Origin of the sequence: Primorskyibacter flagellatus (assembly GCF_048268605.1) — a bacterium.
Lineage (GTDB): Bacteria > Pseudomonadota > Alphaproteobacteria > Rhodobacterales > Rhodobacteraceae > Primorskyibacter > Primorskyibacter flagellatus.
In genome coordinates this window covers 132,246-148,190 of record NZ_JBLWVF010000006.1, presented here as the reverse complement: position 1 = coordinate 148,190, position 15,945 = coordinate 132,246, and the positions used below count along the sequence as shown (strand labels likewise).

Below are 15,945 nucleotides of genomic sequence, written 5' to 3'. Positions count from 1 at the left end.
GTGAGATGTATATCCCCACCTATCAGGACATGCTTGATGCGCATGAGCGCATCAAGCCCTATATCCGCGAGACACCAGTGCGGACCTCGGCCTATCTGAACGAGCTGACCGGGGCAGAGCTGTTCTTCAAGTGCGAAAACTTTCAGGAACCGGGCGCTTTCAAAGTGCGCGGTGCCAGCAATGCGGTGTTCGGACTGGACGAGGAGCAGGCGAAGAAGGGTGTCGCCACCCATTCGTCTGGCAACCATGCCTCGTGCCTCAGCTACGCCGCGATGAAGCGGGGCATTCCCTGCAATGTCGTCATGCCGCGCACCGCGCCGCAGGCCAAGAAGGACACCGTCAAACGCTATGGCGGAAACATCACGGAATGCGATCCCTCGACCTCTTCGCGTGAAGAGTCGTTTGCCAAGGTGCAGGCGGAAACCGGCGGTGATTTCGTGCATCCCTACAATGACCCACGGGTGATCGCGGGTCAGGGCACCTGTGCGCGTGAGTTCATGGAACAGACCGGCGGCCTCGATATGGTTGTGGCGCCGATTGGTGGTGGCGGCATGATTTCGGGCACCTGTCTGACCTTGTCACATCAGGTACCCGAAACGCAGATCATCGCCGCAGAGCCAGAGCAGGCAGACGATGCCTATCGCAGCTTCAAGGCCGGGCACATCATCGCTGATGATGCGCCAAAGACCATCGCGGATGGATTGCTGGTTCCGCTGAAAGACCTGACCTGGCACTTTGTGTCAAATCACGTCACGGACATCCTGACGGCGTCGGAAGAGGAAATCATCGACGCGATGAAGCTGACATGGAAGCATCTGCGCATCGTCATGGAGGCCAGTTCTTCCGTGCCGTTGGCCACGATCCTCAAGAACAAGGACCGGTTCGCTGGAAAGCGCGTCGGCATCATCATCACAGGCGGCAATGTCGATCTCGACAAGCTGCCGTGGCTTAAATGAACACGCTAAGGGAGCACATAAAATGAACGCACCTGCCAAATTCGACGATTACGAAGTCGGTTTCGACATCCCCGCCGTCCCCGGCATGGATGAAAAAGATATCCAGACGCCCTGTCTGATCCTCGATCTGGACGCGCTGGAATACAACATCAAGAAGATGGGCGATTATGCCAAGGCACACGGCATGCGCCACCGCGCGCATGGCAAGATGCACAAATCCGTCGATGTGCTGATGTTGCAGATGGAACTGGGCGGCGCCGTTGGTGTCTGCTGCCAGAAAGTCTCTGAAGCTGAAGTGTTCGCCCGCGCCGGCATCAAGGAAATCCTTGTTTCCAACCAAGTTCGCGACCCGGCCAAGATCGACCGCCTGGCCCAATTGCCCAAGATCAGCGGCGGCGAAATCATCGTATGCGTCGATGATGTTGCCAACATCTCGGATCTGTCCGAAGCCGCGCAAAAGCACGGCACCGATCTTGGTGTTTTCATCGAAATCGACTGCGGCGCGGGCCGCTGCGGCGTAACCACAACCGAAGCCGTCGTCGAAATCGGCAAGGCGGTGCGCGATGCCAAGAACCTGACATTCCGCGGCATTCAGGCCTATCAGGGCGCGATGCAGCACATGGACAGCTTCGAGGATCGTCAGCAAAAGCTCGACACAGCTATTGCTCAGGTCAAGGACGCCGTCGAAGGCCTCAGGGCCGAGGGTATCGAGTGTGACCTCATTTCCGGCGGCGGCACAGGCTCTTACTACTTCGAGAGCAATTCGGGCGTCTACAATGAGCTTCAGTGTGGCTCTTACGCGTTCATGGATGCGGATTACGGCCGTATCCTGGACAAGGACGGCAAGCGCATTGATGACGGCGAATGGAAAAATGCGTTCTTCATCCTGACAAGCGTGATGAGCCACGCCAAGGAAGACAAGGCGATCGTGGATGCCGGTCTCAAGGCACAGTCGATGGATAGCGGCCTGCCGTTCATCTACGGCCGTGACGATGTGGAATACGTCAAATGTTCCGACGAACACGGTGTTGTTGCCGATCCCAAGGGCGTGCTGAAGGTCAATGACAAGCTGAAGCTTGTTCCCGGCCACTGCGACCCGACCGCCAACGTGCACGACTGGTATGTCGGCGTTCGCAACGGCAAGGTCGAGACCGTCTGGCCCGTCTCTGCACGCGGCAAAGCCTACTGATCGCACCATCTCGGCCGCGCATCTTGCGGCCGTATGCCACAAAAAACGTCTGCGCGCGCGGCACCTGTCGGTGCGCGTGGACGCATGAACTCAAAAGGATGTGACACGATGCTGATCGTTCCCGAACGCGAAATTGCCAACCTGATGACACGCTCTGCCGCATTTGATGCTGTAGAAAGTGTCTTTGCTGCCATGGCGTCAAAAAACGCCTATAACTTCCCAGTCATTCGCGAAGCGATTGGCCACGAAGACGCGCTTTATGGCTTCAAAGGTGGGTTCGACAAGCAGGGGATGACGCTTGGGCTGAAGGCCGGGGGGTATTGGCCCAACAACCTTGAAAAGCACGGGGTGATCAACCACCAGTCCACGATTTTCCTGTTCGATCCGGACACCGGTATGGTCAAGGCGATGGTGGGTGGCAACCTGTTGACAGCCCTGCGCACGGCGGCGGCGTCATCGGTATCCATCAAGCATCTGGCCCGCAAGGATGCCAAGGTCATGGGTATGGTCGGCGCCGGTCACCAGGCGACATTCCAATTGCGCGCGGCCCTTGAGCAGCGCTCCTTCGAGAAGGTCATCGGGTGGAACTACCATCCCGAAATGCTGCCCAACATCGAAAAGGTCGCGAACGAAGCGGGCGTCCCCTTCGAGGCGGTCGAGCTTGACGGCATGGTCGAGGCCGACGTGGTGATTTCGATCACCTCGACATTTGAGCCGACCGTCATGGCCAAGCACATTTCGCCGGGTACACACATCGCCTGCATGGGAACCGACACCAAGGGTAAGCAGGAAGTCGAGGCCGCGCTGCTGGGCAAGGCCACCGTCTTTACCGATGAGGTCGCGCAATCCATCACCATCGGCGAAGCGCAGCACGCGATCTATAACCACATGATCCGTCCGGAGAACATCGTTCAGATCGGCGAAGTCATCAACGGCACGCATAAGGGCCGGACATCGGATGACGAGATCACGCTGTTCGACGGCACAGGCGTCGGTTTGCAGGATCTGGCCGTCGCGGCCAGCGTCGTGGAACTGGCCGTGAAGAACGGCGTCGCGATAGATGTTGATTTTTGATGCAGGTCGGTCGCCTTCGGTCCGGATGTTCTGACGGCGACCAACTGAAGTTGCGAATACAGGAGGTGATAGCTTTCGCCAGTTTGAAAATGCAGCGGTCGGCAACCGGGTGACAATACCAAACGCCGATGAAAAAACGCCGCGCAATTCAGGAATGTGCAGTTGCCGCCACGCTGCATGACATCGGAAAAGGAGGGTGAGATCTGGCCGAAGCGCCTTTCAATGATCTTCTCAGGTGCAAAAGAAAACCCGTTCGGCAAGGGTGACGCCCTTGCAGTGACCAAGGCGCAGGTTTTCAATCATGTCGTGGACAATCAGCACGCCAATCGTGTGAAACCAGCGGAGTAGAACATGCGGATCGTCATTAATGGCTTTGGACGAATAGGGCGCACGATTCTGCGCCAGATTATGACCGACCCCGGCCATGCAGATATCGAGGTTGCGCTGATCAACGACATAGCGCCGCTTGAGACCTGTGCATACCTGTTGAAATACGACAGCACGTTCGGGCCGCTTCCCTACACCGTCGAGGAGGAAGAGGGTGCATTGACGATCGGGCAGACCCGCATCGTGTTTTCGACCTCGGCCGATATTGGGGCGTGCGACTTGACGGATGTCGACGTGGTTCTGGAATGCACCGGCCGCATCACATCACGGGACATGGCCGAACGTGGCCTGCGGGCAGGTGCCAAAGCGGTGCTGATTTCCGGCCCATCCGATCATTCGGATACGACGATTGTCCTGGGCGCCAATGACGAGACGCTGGGACGTTCGAAGATCATCTCGAACTCTTCGTGCACGACAAATGCCATTGCGCCGTTGCTGCGCGCGATTGATGCGAAGCTGGGGATCGAACAGGCGCATGTCACGACGATCCATTGCTACACCGCCAGCCAGCCGATGGTCGATACGCCCCGCGCCGGTCTGGCGCGCAGCCGGGCAGGGGCTGAATCCATGGTGCCCACAACCACAAGTGCCGCGAAGGAGCTGACGCAGATCCTGCCCGGTATCGGTGCCCGCACCAGTATTGCGGCCGTGCGGGTTCCGTGTCTGAGCGTATCGGCGATAGACGCGACCATTCAGCTTTCATCCCCGGCAGCCGCGTCGGCAACCGAGACCCTGAAGAAGATCGCCAATGAAAGCCGCGTGATCGGAGCGACGGACGATGCGTGCGTGTCCCGTGACCTTCGCGCGCGTCCGGAATCGCTGATACTGGCCCTTCCTGAAACGATGGCCACGGGCGAACGTCAACTGCGGCTCTTTGGTTGGTACGACAATGAATGGGGCTTTTCCGCGCGGATGATCGATATGGCACGCAGGCTCGCGTCTCGGTCGAATAGGCCGGGCTGACGGCGGCGAAGCCCAAGATAGACAGAGGGACGAAAGACAGGCGGCGCTTGCATGCACCGAAGTCCGGATGCCGCGCGAAAGATGCGTCCGATACAGCGGTGCGAGGCCGTCGCGCGTACAGAAATTGAGATCAATCCCAAGGATTGGTCGTGGGGAATTTGTCGGCGCATCCGCAGGCTGCCGAGCCATTCGAAATCGCTCGAAACGAGTTTCTCAGCTGAGGCTGAAAAAACAGGGTCGATGGCAAGCTGTCGGGTCAAACTGAAAATCACGCCAGAGTGCAGGTCTGGAATTAAGGAGGAGGAACGAACAAATGACTGATGCAACCATCAATCCGTCGTCGGTTGATGCCGTAAACGAGAAGATCCCACCGGCGAAGCTATTCACCTTGGGGTTACAGCATGTGCTTGTCATGTATGCGGGCGCAATTGCCGTTCCGCTGATCGTGGGTCGCGTGTTGAAACTGAACCCCGAACAGGTGGCTTTCCTGATCTCTGCCGACCTCTTCGTCTGTGGCGTCGTGACCATCATTCAATCGCTTGGGGCGTCGAAATGGTTCGGTATCAAGCTGCCGGTCATGATGGGCGTTACATTTGCCAGCGTTGGTCCGATGGTGTCCATCGGCATCGCCAATCCGGGCGTTGACGGCGCGCGTATGATCTTTGGTTCGATCATCGGGGCGGGCATAGTCGCGATGCTGCTGGCCCCGACGGTCAGCCGCATGTTAAGGTTCTTTCCGCCGGTCGTGACAGGAACAATCATTCTTGTGATCGGCGTCACCCTGATGCGTGTCGGCATCAACTGGATCTTCGGTCTGCCAGTTGGTCCGACCGCACCGCAACTGGTTGCGCCAGAGCACACTGCATGGCTTGAAGGGCTTCGCGCCGCTGGCGTCACCGAAATTCCGGACGGGCTGACGCTAGGCGCGACCCAAGAAAACGACAACTATGCGACGCTGCCGAACATGGCAATTTCGGGCATCGTTCTGTTGACGATCATTCTGATCATGAAGTTTTTCACCGGTTTTCTGGCCAATATCTCGGTCCTGTGCGGGATTGTCGTTGGGGCTATTCTGGCCGCGTCGATGGGCTACATGCATTTCTCCAGTGTCGGTGAAGCTCATTGGTTCGCTCTGATCACACCGTTGCGTTGGGGCGTCCCGATCTTTGATCCGATCATGATCCTGACCATGACGCTGGTGATGATCGTCGTGATGATCGAATCCACCGGCATGTTCCTTGCGCTCGGTGAAATGTGCAACAAGAAGATCGAACGCCCGTCGCTTTCGGCTGGCCTGCGTACCGACGGTCTGGGCACGGTCATTGGCGGACTGTTCAACACTTTCCCGTACACCTCGTTCAGCCAGAACGTGGGCCTTGTCGGTGTCACCGGCATCCGCTCTCGCTATGTCTGTGTCATGGGTGGCGCGATCATGATCGTGTTGGGCCTTGTGCCCAAGATGGGTGCCCTGGTTGAGGCGCTTCCGGTTTCCGTTCTTGGCGGTGCTGGTCTGGTGATGTTCGGCATGGTTGCCGCAACTGGCGTGCGTATCCTTGGTGCGGTCGATTTCAAGACGAACCGCTATAACGGTCTGATCGTGGCAATCTCGCTGGGTCTGGGAATGATTCCACTGATCGCGCCTGAATTCTCCATGCATCTGCCACATGAGATCGAACCGTTGATCGACTCTGGCATCCTGCTGGCAGCAATTTCCGCGGTGTTTTTGAACATCGTCTTCAACGGTGCAAAAGCGATCACCGAAGATGAATTGCGTCAAACAGCGATGCAGTCGGACGGCGGCCACTAAGCGCTACCAACAGATCAAAAGAACCGCAAACGGGGCCTTCGTGGCCCCGTTTGCACGTCTGGACCCACAACTATACCAAGTTTCAAATTCATGCGGTCAAGGATCTTGCTCACCGTAAAACAACCCCAGTTTGTGGGCAGTACCCGCTTGCATACGCCCTCGGCCCGGCGGCACGCCCCTCACTTTCGGTGCTTTCGTCGATTTTAGAGGGGCTTTGCTGGTCCCAATGCCTTGGGCGCATCGCTCCGCCGCAAGCCATTGCGGTTGAGGAAGATATGCCACCCAGAATGTGCCTTTCATCGACCCACGGCGCGTCGTGGCTTTTTTGGAAAATGGGGCGTGTCCGCTCCACCTGCGCTTATGTGGAACAGGAAAGATTGCTCCTCATCACTGATGTCAGCGTGGGGACGAACCACCCGAGTTCAAAAGCCTCAAATCAAACAATGGGCATACCACACAAGCCTACGTTGTTTTTTTGAGGATTCTCGCGTAAGCTAGATATTATTTAGTGATTTCTGTACATTGACTTAAAAGAAAATCGGATACCGTTATGGTGGAAAATACTATTTCCTCAACCTCGCTCTTTGTCAGCTACTGTCATCGTGATGCCAGACATCGGCCGCGCTTCAATTCCAGTCGCATGGGAGAGTTGCTTGCCGATGTAAGATATGAGCTTGGTGCCGACGGATCCGACAGCCGTTACCAACTGGTCAAGGACACCGAAGGTGCGCTTCGAACCGGTGACTGGATCGACGACAAGATTGCCGAAGGAATCGCCAAATCCGATATCGGGCTGGTGTTCCTGTCTGAGAATTATTGCCGCTCCAGCAGTTGCGAAAAGGAACTGCGCACCTTCATCAAGCTTGGCAAAAGCCTGATCCTCGTGGAACTGGACGATCATTGGACCACCTCTGACGACCATCCGATGGTCGCACTTCGGGATGAGTTGCGCGGCTTGCTTTCGATTCGGTTCTGGGCGGAAAAAGCGGGCAAATCCGTGCGCTTTGGTCATCCCTTGCCGCAGACGGCGACCGGGCTGGCGCAAGAAGGGTATCGACAACAGTTGCAACGCTTGGTCGATGACATCAAGACCATGTCAAACAGCGTTACCGACAGGCAGGTTACCGCAGCGCCGAACCAGATTGCGCCAAGTGACGACAGCTTGGTGAAAATCGTTCTGGCCGCGTCCACCAGCGATACCAAGACTGAAACCGACCGGCTGGAACGGGTCTATCTGGATGCTGGTTTTGGTGTCACCCGTCTGGACCGTGTTTCCGAGGGTCTGAATGCCGCAGCCATCCGCGACCATCTGAACGCCGCGCATATCTTTGTTCAGGTGATTGGCGCGATCCCCGGCCGCCGCGTTGCGGATTACAAGGGCCTGCCCAGCAGTGTGGCACAGCATGGCATCGCAAAAGAAGTCGGGATAGAAGCCGCCGTCTGGATGCCCCGAGGCTTTGATCTGGCCGAATGCGGCGAGGATTATGCCGAGTTTCTGCGTACCGTGGTAAGTCACAGATCCAGTTTCGAAGATTTCGAGGCCTATAGTGTGAAGCTGGCCCGCAAAAAAGAAGAAGTGATTCAATCCGACCTTCGCCGCGAAGAAATCTTTCAGTCTGTTCCGGGGGAATTCCCTCCGCTTGTGTCGATTGACGCGGCCCGATCCGATGCCGTTCTGCGCGACAAGATCGGCGCGGCCTTGGACAAGCACGTTCTGGTCGATTACGTCGATTACAACGCAAGTATGGAAGCGCTGTCAGAATCCGTGCGCGACAACGATGCTATCGTGCTTGTCTATGGCGACCAGATCGAGGGTCAAAAACGCGCACGCGCACATTTTCGGTTTTTCCGACGTTGGCGAAAGGCCGTGTGGAACGAGGAACAACAAAGGTTCGAAATTGCCTTTGGCAATGCCGCACCGGAAGATGCCACGCCGTGCCCCAGCGGGCCGGGCATCCATGTCATCCGGATTTCGTCAGATATTGACGAGGTGTCGATGGGCGCGTTCCTGTCCTCGCTTGGCGTGCAACCCGCACAATGAGTGACGCGATGGATCAACCCGCAGAAAGCTTGACGCCCTATCCGGGATTGCGGTCGTTTCTGCGATCAGAGTTCGATATTTTCTACGGACGCGACGACCATGTGTCCGACATGCTCGACAAACTGGCCAAGAACCAATTCCTTTGTGTTACCGGCCCGTCCGGATGCGGGAAATCGTCGCTGGCGCGGACAGGCCTGTTCAACGCGCTGGAGGCCGGATTTCTTGGGGATCGTGGGTCTGACTGGATCTATTGCGATCTGTATCCGGAAACCGATCCGCTGGACCGGCTCGCGTCGGCACTGGCAAAGGCGATCGTCACCGGGGAAAGCGGTCGCGGCACCCCTGATCCGAACGACGAACAGGTGCCGGTTGTCGAAGAGTTGCGCAACCTGTTCCTGAACCACATCGAAAGGCGGTCCAGCAATCTCAATGAGGCGCTGGACGGGATCACCTTGCTGGAAGGTCGGCCCATTGTCATCCTCGTCGATCAGTTCGAAGAGATCTTTCGCTATGCGCAGGACGACCCGCACGAGGCATCGCGCTTTGTCGATGTGTTGCTCAAGACGACGGCGGCGCTTCGGGACGTCTATGTCGTCATCACCATCCGCACTGACGAGTTGGAGAAATGCTCGCGCTATTCCGGCCTGACAAGCGCGATCAACCACAGCCAGTTTCTGACGCCAACGCTGGACAGGTTCCAGATGCAAGAGGCGATCGAAGGCCCGATCTCGCTGTTTGGCGGCACGATAGAGCCAGAACTGGCCGTCTGGTTGCTGAACGGGCTGGAAGAGCAGTTGGACAAGCTGCCGCTTATGCAGCACGCGCTTCGGTTGCTGTATATTGATGCGCGACGCAAGCAGCCCGAGGGCCATGTCACCATCGGCCTGTCGGACTTCTTCCGCGCCTTCGATATTGCCGAGACCCCCGGTCAGTCGCGCAGCGGCGGGCATGACGCGTTGCGCATGTCGCTGTCGCACCGGCTGGACAAGATCTACAACAGACTGTCCAGCCACGATCAGAAGATCACGCGCGGGCTGTTTTGTGCGTTGACGACACTGAACAGCCGGGGCCGGGATATTCGTCGTCCGATCAAACTGGGAGAGGCGGCCGCGACGCTCGATTGCAGTTTTGACGAATTGGTCGCGGTGATTTCGGCCTTCAAGGACGGCACCGAAAGCTATTTGCGCGTTGCCGGAGAATTTGACGGCATAGACCCCGACGACACCGTGGACGTGACCCATGAATGCGTGCTGCGCCTCTGGCAGCCGCTACGCGACACATGGTTGCCCGAGGAAAGCGCCTCTGCGTCGAATATACGCTTCCTCGCGCGGCTTGCCTATGACAGGGAAACGACTGCGCGTGGCGGCCTGTGGGACCGGCTGATCGGCAGCGGTTTGCTGCGGAAGAATGCGCGTAAACGCCATTCGGAATGGTGGGCGACGAGACGGCCGAACGCGGCTTGGGCAGAGCGGCATCTGGCGCATCTGAACTGGGTGGATGACAGCGGAACGCTCAGCCCCAGGGATGTGTTTGAACGTGTTCGCGGGTTCGTCCGGAAATCTGAACGCTATGCCGTCTATGAAAAGGCCACGTTGTTCGGCGTGACCGCGCTCGCGTTGCTTGTCGGGGCGGTGATCGTCGTTGAACGGGCAGGCGACCGACGGGCACTGGCGCAGGCCGAACTGGAAAGCCTGCAAAAATCCGAAGAACTGGCGCAGGCAAAGCTGTTACTTGCTGAACAAAAGGCGCAGCAGGAAGAAGCGGATGCCTGGGCCACAAAACAGGAAGCCGCACGGCAAACTTTGTCGGCGGTCCAACCCACGTCTTATGCGCAAGACCCGTTTGACGTTGCATTTCGTGCGGCATCGGCGCTGGATTATGCCATAGAAGTCAATCTGGACCCCGCATCACTGGATTTTGGACAAAGACAGCTTCGCCAGTCGCTGACCTATATTCACGAACTTCGGCGCTTCGGTCACGGGCCTGGTGCGGTCAATGCGGTTTATGCCGCGTCATTCCTTGACGGTGGTACGCAGATCGTCACGCTGACCGAAGGGTTGGAATTGTTCGTCTGGGATCGCTACGATAATTCCAAGCCCATTCGTGTCGTTCCACTTGCGCAATCGCTCAGCCGTGGCGATGGGCTACAGGGCAGGTCAATGGCGGTCGCGGCAGATGGCGCTATCGCTGTCGGTACGCAGCGCGGCGCGGTTCTTCTGGTCGAAAGCCTGACAAATGGGGGCGCGCCGCCCACCGTGACAGAGCTTTACGCCGGACCCGCAGAATGGGGCTATGCCACGATCTCGAAACTGGATTTCTCGGCGGATGGAAGGTTCCTGATTGGCGGATCCCTGACCGGCCATATTCACGTCTGGCAACGATTGGCGACGGGGCGCTGGGGGCGCCACAGGATATTCACATCGCGCAATCTGGTCGCGAGAGGAGACGGCGAAACACTCGACCTGGCCGATGGGTCGGAATATGCCCCCCCGTCGGCCAGAATTTGGTCGGTTGCTTTTTCACCTGACGGGGTGGTTGCTGCATTTGGCCGTCAGGACGGGATCGTCTGCCTGATGACACCTGATGGGCTGGCGACGACCTGTTCCAATGAAGGCCATTCGCAGGCGGTCAAAGGCCTGAGCTTTGCACCCGACGGAAATATTCTCGCGTCGGGGGGCAATGATGACGCCGTGCGTCTTTGGAGATTGTCGCGGCCAGGCGGCGACACAAGCGGTTTGCCCGCGGTTTCTCTGTCTGATGGCAGGCTCTGGCAGGATTCGGACATTTGGGACCTCAGTTTCAACAACCAAGGCAGCCTGCTTGCGGCGACATCCTGGGACGGCACGACTTTTCTGTACCGCACTGATGAATGGCGTCCGTTGACGATTTTGCGCAGCCACCAAAGGGCCCCCCGGACGGTGGAATTCGCGCCGAAAAACAGCGAGGTTCTGACCGCTGCGCTGGACAACACGGCCCGCATCTGGACGCCTTTTGCGTCACGCCTGACTGATTATTCGCTTAGCGGGCGGGTATCGGGCAATTCCGCGCAAGTGCAGTCACTTGCCATGGGGCCGGAAGGCAAATGGGTGGGGTATACCGACCGGACGACGATCTGGTCCAAGGCAAAAAACGACAAGGCGACACCGATCTACGTTGCTTCGGATGCCGATGCGAGTCCGCAAATGCTGGCCAGCTCTCAGGCAAGCGACGTGATGATGGCCAGCATGTACGCGCCTGCCGTCAGGACGTTCCGGCGAACCGCCACTGGCGAATGGACGGATCTCGAAACCCCATTGACAGGTGATGCTCTGAATTTTCGTAAACGGGGCAGAAAACTGGCAATGTCCGACGACGGTCAACGGTTTGCGGTGGATGTGGGCGGATCTGATGGTGAGTGGATTCTGGTTTGCGAAACGGGGTCCGATGCTTGCGGAAGCGCCAAATCCGATCATATTGCTCTCGTGCGCTTTCAGGCCGAGGTGGAAACCAGCCGGTCCGAGGGGCACGCGTGCCGAAGACCGGCCTTTCCGACATCGCTCGCACTGTCGCCCGATGGCGCGCGGTTGGCCGTCGGAGGGAGTGATTGCAATATCCGTCTATACGATCTGGACGTGGAAACCGGCGCGGGCACGCTGGCAAAGCTCGCCCAGTACCATGTCGGAAACATCACGGCGCTGGATTTTTCATCCGACGGCAGTTTTGTCGTGGCCGGATCCGCTGATTGGCAAGGCAGCGTCTGGTGGCCCGAAACGGATACGATACGTTTGCTGCAAGAGCACCGTTCCAAGCTGACCGGTGCCCGCGCCTTGCCGACGGGCGAATTCGTAGCCACGATATCCAATGATGAACACCTGATCATCTGGGATACTGCAACCGGCGCGCCACAGGCTGACTATCAGAGCTTTACCGAAACCTTGAACGCACTCGACGTGCGCGGCACGGATGACGGGATCAAGCTGGCTGTCGGCACGCGTGGCGGCAATGTTGTCGTGCAGCAGTTTTTTGTGGCACCACAGAAATTTCTGGATTTCGCACGAACGACGCTTGATGCAATTACGGGCAACGACAAATGACGCCACGCGAGGACATGTCCTTTGTCGCCGTTTCTAGGTCAGTTTTGGAATAACCATTGAAAACGTCGTGACCCCGTCCACGCAACTGACATCCAGCTGGCCATTATGCGCCTTGGCAATGGATGCGGCGATATGCAGGCCCAACCCAAGGCCCTCGCCCTTGGCGTGGATACCGCGGTTGAACGGCTTGAACAGCGCGCTCCGAAGACCGTCGGGGATCGGTTCTCCCCTGTTGGCCACCGATATCTGAACGCCCGACTCCACGTCCTTGGCGACAACATGGATCGGATGCTCTTCCGTGCCGTGCTGTACCGCGTTCGCCAGCATATTCGACACGGCCTGACCGATGCGCTGCGCATCCGAGCTGATGGTCTCGTCGAAGTTCATGGTCAATTCGACCCGGTGGTTCGGGGACGCCGCCCGCACCTCGTCGACGACGTGGCGGATCGCTTCCGCAAGCGGTGCGTTCGGAATGATCTCTGCACGAATGCCACCGCCCAGCCGGGCCTTGGCATGCAGCATCATGTTCTCTGTCAATTCCTGCATCCGGTGGACGGATTGAGTCATCAACGGCAACAAAACCGCAACTTTTTCGGGTTCCGGGTGCCGAACGAGTTGTCGCAGACCTGCTCTGAGGGCGGCGATCGGATTGCGCAAGTCGTGGCCCAGAACGGCAAGGAATTCTTCCTGTAGCTTGCCCATTTCCTTTTCGTGATCGACCAACTGCTCTTGCGCTTCCAGGCGCTCTTCGGTTTCCAGACTGCGGCCGATGACGTCGGCAAACATCTTCAACATGGCCAAAACCCTGGGGTGCCGAAGCTTTCGCGGTTCGGTATCAATCGCGCAAAGCGTCCCAAAGAACGAGTCATCGCTGCGAAAGATCGGAATCGAGGCGTAGCTTACAATTCCGAACTCTTGCGCAATGGGATGTCCCGCATAGACCTCGTCAGTGCTCACATCCTCAAATACGATCCTTTCCGATGTGTCGCGGACCATTCTGCAAAAGGTAGAGCGTATGTTGATCTCGTCTCCAGCTTGCAGGCCGAAGTTGATTTCGTCCACGGTACGACACGCAACCCAGCGGTCCTGAGTCACGCGTGCAACCGCAGCAAACCGAGTGCCGGTCGCCAGCATGACGGTTTCCAGGATGACACCAATCGTTTCACTGCTGAGAATTGTTTCTATTTCAGCCTGAAAGTCGTGCTGTCCCTCCAAAAACGCGCGGTGGTTTTGAAGTTCGGTAGTCGCCTGTTGATCCATGGCACAGTTTTCCGTCTTTGCATCTTCCCAGTGTAAAAAGGCGCGATAATGCCGTCCAGTAACTTCACGATGCAAAGCAACCATCTGGGCTGGCTGCTAATCATGCGACAGAAAGAATACCAGCGAAAAAACAGAAGGTTACGTCATATGACACAACTATCGCAGGGCCATCGACCAGCCATTGCGGGACGTTACCCAGCGTAGGGCCCGTATTTTGGTGCCTGGTGCCACTCCCACGCGGTTTTGATGATCGTTTCGATATCCGGCATCTCGGGCGTCCAGCCCAACAGGGTTTTCGCACGACTGCTGTCGGCCACCAGCGTCGCGGCGTCTCCTTCACGTCTTGGCTTGATACGATAGGGAATTTTCCGGCCCGTGACTTTTTCGGCCGCCTCCAGCACTTCCATGATGGTGAAACCATTGCCATTGCCGAGATTGAAGTCATGCGCACCCGGATTTGCATCCATGTAATCCAGAGCTGCCAGATGAGCCGACGCAATATCGTTGACGTGGATATAGTCGCGTGTGCAGGTGCCATCGCGCGTGTCGTAATCGTCGCCGTAAATATCCAGCATGTCCCGCTCACCAAGGGCCGCCAGCAGGATATTGGGGACCAGATGGGTTTCGGGTTCATGCGCTTCGCCGATCTCGCCGGATGGGTCGGCACCGGCGGCGTTGAAATACCGAAAGCAGACAGAGCGGATACCGAAGGCGTGACCGTAATCCGCCAGCACCTGTTCCATCATCAGCTTGGTGCGCCCGTATGGGTTTAGCGGGTTCTGGGGATGGCTTTCGGAAATCAGTGCGGTTTGCGGGTTTCCGAAGGTCGCGGCGGTGGAGGAGAATACGATACGGTCCACATCGGCGTTGCGCATCGCGTCCAGCAGGTTCAGCGTGCCGACCACGTTATTGCGGTAGTAGATATCCGGTGCCACCACCGACTCGCCCACGGCGATCAGCGCGGCAAAGTGATAAACCGCGTCAAACCGGTGCTCAGCGAACAGCCGGCCCAGTGCGTCCGTGTCCAGAAGATCCCCTTCGATCAGCGGCACCGTCGAAGGTACGGACGCGGCATTGCCCTGCGACAGGTTATCGAAAACGACAACATCATAGCTTCGCTCAACCAGCTGCCGCACCATGTGAGAGCCGATGTACCCCGCGCCGCCGCAGACAAGTATTTTGGATTTCAACTTGATGATCCTCTTAATCTTGCCCGGCCGGCTGGTTAGGTAGAGCACGCCACGTCCGTCTTTCTGACGCAGCTACCCTCAGTTATCCGCAAGAAACTAATAGGCATGGGTCACGCCGAAACTCAAGCAAAGGCCGTTGTCGGGACGGATCAGTAACCTTGTGAAAACACCTCCGGTGGTCAGCAACTGAAGACAGGACCGCCGCCTTTCAGCGTCGGCCCGAGCCGCGACCGGAAACTTCTTTCCCAGAGATTTCCGTCAGCCCAGCCAAGTCCGATAGTCGCTGACCAGCAGGTGCTTGGGGTCCACATCTTCGTCGATCCTGGCGAAACGGCCAATCGGTTCGCGAAAAATATTGTCCGTCTCGTCGTCATTGACGGTCGAGACCTCGCCGACAAGCACATCGCCGCCTTCCCCCCAGAAGGCATGCCAGTCTCCGGGCATCAGCGTGACGCTTTCCCCCGGCGCAAGGGACAGCTTTTCGCCGGGGGCGTAATCGCGCCGGATACCATCGCAGAAGACAGCGCCACCCTTGTCCTGCGCGAACCCGCCCCGATCGTCAGAGCCGAACAGTTCGATGACAAGCGTCGCGCCGCCACGGTTGATGATATCCTCGGCCTTGATGACATGCGTGTGCATCGGGCTAAGCTGATCCTGTCGCGAAATCAGCAGTTTTTCAGCATAGCACATGCCGCCGCCGCGTTGCAGGTCGGCAAGCCGCCCATTGCGCAGCGTGAACAGGAACAGGCCCATCCTGTCGAAATCTCCGGCCCCATAATCCGTAATATCCCAACCGCAGCGGGCGTCGATGACATTGCGGGCCGCGTCCTTGCGGGCCTTGAATTCTTTGGGTGTCCAATAGGCGAAGGGCGGAAGGACAAACCCGTATTGCCGGATCATGTCATCCGCCGCCATCAGGATTTCGTTTATGCGTGAACGCTTCATGCTGCGACCCCATCAGTGTCAGGAACTTCAATCGACCACCTCCGCCGTCCGGATGAAAAG

11 protein-coding genes and 1 pseudogene are annotated in these 15,945 nt (G+C 57.9%); 8 read left to right on the top strand and 4 right to left on the bottom strand.

Features of this window, described 5'->3' with window-relative positions; all coding sequences use genetic code 11:
• The first annotated feature begins 5 nt into the window (after positions 1-5).
• The 6 genes from bhcB (at position 6) to ACN0WV_RS09375 (ending at position 6,376) form a co-directional block, all read left to right on the top strand.
• Entirely contained in the window at positions 6-956 is a 951-nt protein-coding gene (bhcB, locus tag ACN0WV_RS09400) for a beta-hydroxyaspartate dehydratase BhcB (RefSeq protein WP_417605372.1), read from the top strand.
• A 22-nt stretch (positions 957-978) separates the two neighbouring features.
• Entirely contained in the window at positions 979-2,145 is a 1,167-nt protein-coding gene (gene bhcC / locus ACN0WV_RS09395; protein ID WP_417605277.1) for a 3-hydroxy-D-aspartate aldolase BhcC, read from the top strand.
• Between the two features lie 108 nt (positions 2,146-2,253).
• Complete coding sequence (gene bhcD, locus ACN0WV_RS09390; protein WP_417605370.1) at positions 2,254-3,219, top strand: iminosuccinate reductase BhcD; 966 nt, start codon at positions 2,254-2,256, stop codon at positions 3,217-3,219.
• 177 nt (positions 3,220-3,396) lie between these two features.
• Positions 3,397-3,567 (top strand): hypothetical protein, encoded by a 171-nt coding sequence (locus ACN0WV_RS09385; protein ID WP_417605275.1) that lies wholly within the window; start codon positions 3,397-3,399, stop codon positions 3,565-3,567.
• Positions 3,568-3,570: 3 nt separating this feature from the next.
• Positions 3,571-4,569 carry a type I glyceraldehyde-3-phosphate dehydrogenase gene (locus ACN0WV_RS09380; protein WP_417605273.1) on the top strand — a complete coding sequence of 333 codons (999 nt, stop codon included), beginning with the start codon at positions 3,571-3,573 and terminating at the stop codon, positions 4,567-4,569.
• 313 nt (positions 4,570-4,882) lie between these two features.
• Complete coding sequence (locus tag ACN0WV_RS09375) at positions 4,883-6,376, top strand: nucleobase:cation symporter-2 family protein (protein ID WP_084352794.1); 1,494 nt, start codon at positions 4,883-4,885, stop codon at positions 6,374-6,376.
• A 206-nt stretch (positions 6,377-6,582) separates the two neighbouring features.
• Here the strand turns inward: ACN0WV_RS09375 and ACN0WV_RS09370 are convergent.
• A pseudogene (locus ACN0WV_RS09370) lies at positions 6,583-6,728 on the bottom strand (IS5/IS1182 family transposase); the annotation flags it as partial.
• 288 nt (positions 6,729-7,016) lie between these two features.
• On the opposite strand from ACN0WV_RS09370, the gene ACN0WV_RS09365 reads away from it, so the two are divergent.
• Complete coding sequence (locus tag ACN0WV_RS09365; protein WP_417605272.1) at positions 7,017-8,417, top strand: toll/interleukin-1 receptor domain-containing protein; 1,401 nt, start codon at positions 7,017-7,019, stop codon at positions 8,415-8,417.
• Positions 8,418-8,425: 8 nt separating this feature from the next.
• Positions 8,426-12,490: an nSTAND1 domain-containing NTPase gene (locus ACN0WV_RS09360; RefSeq protein ID WP_417605270.1), complete on the top strand. Its 4,065-nt coding sequence runs from the start codon at positions 8,426-8,428 to the stop codon at positions 12,488-12,490.
• Between the two features lie 33 nt (positions 12,491-12,523).
• Here the strand turns inward: ACN0WV_RS09360 and ACN0WV_RS09355 are convergent, their stop codons facing one another.
• The 3 genes from ACN0WV_RS09355 to ACN0WV_RS09345 all read right to left on the bottom strand — a co-directional run bounded on the left by ACN0WV_RS09355 (position 12,524) and on the right by ACN0WV_RS09345 (position 15,885).
• Positions 12,524-13,750, bottom strand: a complete 1,227-nt coding sequence (locus ACN0WV_RS09355) for a GAF domain-containing sensor histidine kinase (RefSeq protein ID WP_084352797.1) — start codon at positions 13,748-13,750, stop codon at positions 12,524-12,526.
• Between the two features lie 191 nt (positions 13,751-13,941).
• Positions 13,942-14,988 carry a UDP-glucose 4-epimerase GalE gene (gene galE / locus ACN0WV_RS09350; RefSeq protein ID WP_417605268.1) on the bottom strand — a complete coding sequence of 349 codons (1,047 nt, stop codon included), beginning with the start codon at positions 14,986-14,988 and terminating at the stop codon, positions 13,942-13,944.
• A 210-nt stretch (positions 14,989-15,198) separates the two neighbouring features.
• Entirely contained in the window at positions 15,199-15,885 is a 687-nt protein-coding gene (locus ACN0WV_RS09345; RefSeq protein WP_417605266.1) for a D-lyxose/D-mannose family sugar isomerase, read from the bottom strand.
• Positions 15,886-15,945: the final 60 nt, after the last annotated feature.

Bases quoted from the DNA above. Each gene is read 5' to 3' on its own strand.
- ACN0WV_RS09345 (WP_417605266.1), bottom strand. From the start codon at position 15,885: ATGAAGCGTTCACGCATAAACGAAATCCTGATGGCGGCGGATGACATG.
- ACN0WV_RS09375 (WP_084352794.1), top strand. From the start codon at position 4,883: ATGACTGATGCAACCATCAATCCGTCGTCGGTTGATGCCGTAAACGAG.
- ACN0WV_RS09385 (WP_417605275.1), top strand. From the start codon at position 3,397: ATGACATCGGAAAAGGAGGGTGAGATCTGGCCGAAGCGCCTTTCAATG.
- ACN0WV_RS09365 (WP_417605272.1), top strand. From the start codon at position 7,017: ATGGGAGAGTTGCTTGCCGATGTAAGATATGAGCTTGGTGCCGACGGA.
- bhcD (WP_417605370.1), top strand. From the start codon at position 2,254: ATGCTGATCGTTCCCGAACGCGAAATTGCCAACCTGATGACACGCTCT.
- ACN0WV_RS09355 (WP_084352797.1), bottom strand. From the start codon at position 13,750: ATGGATCAACAGGCGACTACCGAACTTCAAAACCACCGCGCGTTTTTG.
- ACN0WV_RS09360 (WP_417605270.1), top strand. From the start codon at position 8,426: ATGGATCAACCCGCAGAAAGCTTGACGCCCTATCCGGGATTGCGGTCG.
- bhcC (WP_417605277.1), top strand. From the start codon at position 979: ATGAACGCACCTGCCAAATTCGACGATTACGAAGTCGGTTTCGACATC.
- bhcB (WP_417605372.1), top strand. From the start codon at position 6: ATGTATATCCCCACCTATCAGGACATGCTTGATGCGCATGAGCGCATC.
- ACN0WV_RS09380 (WP_417605273.1), top strand. From the start codon at position 3,571: ATGCGGATCGTCATTAATGGCTTTGGACGAATAGGGCGCACGATTCTG.